Origin of the sequence: Pseudomonas sp. K5002 (assembly GCF_013386655.1) — a bacterium.
Classification (GTDB): domain Bacteria; phylum Pseudomonadota; class Gammaproteobacteria; order Pseudomonadales; family Pseudomonadaceae; genus Aquipseudomonas.
This window is the reverse complement of sequence record NZ_JACARK010000884.1, coordinates 1-2,145: the sequence shown is the minus strand read 5'-3', so window position 1 is coordinate 2,145 and position 2,145 is coordinate 1. Positions and strand designations below refer to the sequence as shown.

At 62.6% G+C, this 2,145-nt stretch carries 2 protein-coding genes; both read left to right on the top strand.

All coding sequences use genetic code 11. From position 1 onward, the window contains the following. Window positions 1-1,177, top strand: a 1,177-nt coding sequence (locus HX846_RS30475; protein ID WP_178966808.1) for an FAD-dependent oxidoreductase, incomplete at its 5' end; no start/stop codon positions are given. Window positions 1,178-1,347: 170 nt separating this feature from the next. Next, window positions 1,348-2,145: uroporphyrinogen decarboxylase (gene hemE, locus HX846_RS30470; RefSeq protein WP_178966807.1), on the top strand; the 798-nt coding region annotated here is incomplete at its 3' end.

Here is a 2,145-nt window from a genome sequence, read left to right as displayed (position 1 = left end):
CGCCGCCGCCGAGCTGTCACACCAGACCAACCCCCTGCCGGATGTGTGCGGCGGGGTGGCCCCGCAGGACCGTGTGTGCGTGGGTGGGTGCACCCACAACGACGGCTTCGGCGCGGTGACCATCGGTTCGGTGGAGAAGTACATCACCGACACCGCGTTCGCCATGGGCTGGCGCCCGGACATGTCCAAGGTCAAGCCGACCGGCAAGCGTGTCGCGATCATCGGCGCGGGCCCGGCGGGCCTGGGCTGTGCCGACGTGCTGGTGCGTGGCGGCGTGACCCCGGTGGTGTTCGACAAGAACCCGGAAATCGGTGGCCTGCTGACCTTCGGCATCCCCGAGTTCAAGCTGGAAAAAACCGTACTGAGCCATCGTCGCGAAGTCTTCACCGGCATGGGTATCGAGTTCCGCCTCAATACCGAAATCGGCAAGGACGTGACCATGGAGCAACTGCTCGAAGAATACGATGCCGTGTTCATGGGCATGGGCACCTACACCTACATGAAGGGTGGCTTCGCCGGTGAAGACCTGCCGGGCGTGTACGACGCTCTGGACTTCCTGATCGCCAACGTCAACCGCAACCTGGGCTTTGAAAAGTCGCCGGAAGATTTCGTCGACATGAAAGGCAAGAAGGTCGTGGTGCTGGGCGGTGGTGATACCGCGATGGACTGCAACCGCACTTCGATTCGCCAGGGCGCCAAGTCGGTGACCTGTGCCTACCGTCGTGACGAAGCCAACATGCCGGGTTCGCGCAAAGAGGTGAAGAACGCCAAGGAAGAAGGCGTGAAATTCCTCTACAACCGGCAGCCGATCGCTATCGTCGGTGAAGACCGTGTCGAAGGCGTGAAAGTGGTCGAGACCCGTCTCGGCGAACCGGATGCCCGTGGCCGTCGCAGCCCCGAGCCGATCCCGGGTTCCGAAGAGATCATCCCGGCAGACGCCGTGGTCATCGCCTTCGGTTTCCGCCCAAGCCCGGCGCCGTGGTTCGAGCAGTTCGAAATCCAGACCGACAGCCAGGGCCGCGTTGTAGCCCCGGAACAAGGCCAGTACAAACACCAGACCAGCAACCCGAAAATCTTCGCCGGTGGCGACATGGTGCGCGGTTCTGACCTGGTAGTGACGGCCATCTTCGAAGGCCGCAACGCCGCCGAAGGTATCCTGGATTACCTGCAGGTCTGACCCCGATCCCGGATTGAAATGGGATCAAAATGTGGGAGCGNNCCCACATTTGTTTTGTGGCGCTTTCATATCCGCGACAAATTGACCCGATAGACAAAAGGCACGGCTCTTGCCGTGCCTTTTGCGTCGCGCTCTGAGAAAATGCCCGCACTTTTTTTGCGGATGCCGACATGACTGCCCTCAAGAACGACCGTTTCCTTCGTGCCCTGCTCAAGCAACCCGTGGACGTCACCCCTGTGTGGATGATGCGCCAGGCCGGTCGCTACCTGCCGGAATACCGCGCCAGTCGCGCCCACGCCGGCGACTTCATGAGCCTGTGCATGAACCCGGAGTTCGCCTGCGAAGTCACCATGCAACCGCTGGACCGCTATCCACAGCTGGATGCGGCCATCCTGTTCTCCGATATCCTGACCATCCCTGATGCCATGGGCCAGGGCCTGTACTTCGAAACCGGCGAAGGCCCGCGTTTCAAGAAAGTCGTCAGCACCCTGGCCGACATCGAAGCCCTGCCGATCCCCGATCCCCACAAGGACCTGGGCTACGTCATGGATGCGGTCAGCACCATCCGCCGCGAGCTGAACGGCCGCGTGCCGCTGATCGGCTTCTCCGGCAGCCCGTGGACCCTGGCCACCTACATGGTCGAAGGCGGCTCGTCGAAAGACTTCCGCAAGACCAAGGCCATGCTGTACGACAACCCGCAAGCCATGCACCTGCTGCTGGACAAGCTGGCGCAGTCGGTCACCTCCTACCTCAACGGCCAGATCATGGCCGGCGCTCAGGCGGTGCAGATCTTCGACACCTGGGGTGGCAACCTGTCGGCGGCGGCGTACCAGGAGTTCTCCCTGGCCTACATGCGCAAGATCGTCAGCGGCCTGATCCGCGAACACGAAGGCCGCAAGGTGCCGGTGATCATGTTCACCAAGGGCGGCGGCCTGTGGCTGGAAAGCATCGCCGACGCCGGCGCCGAC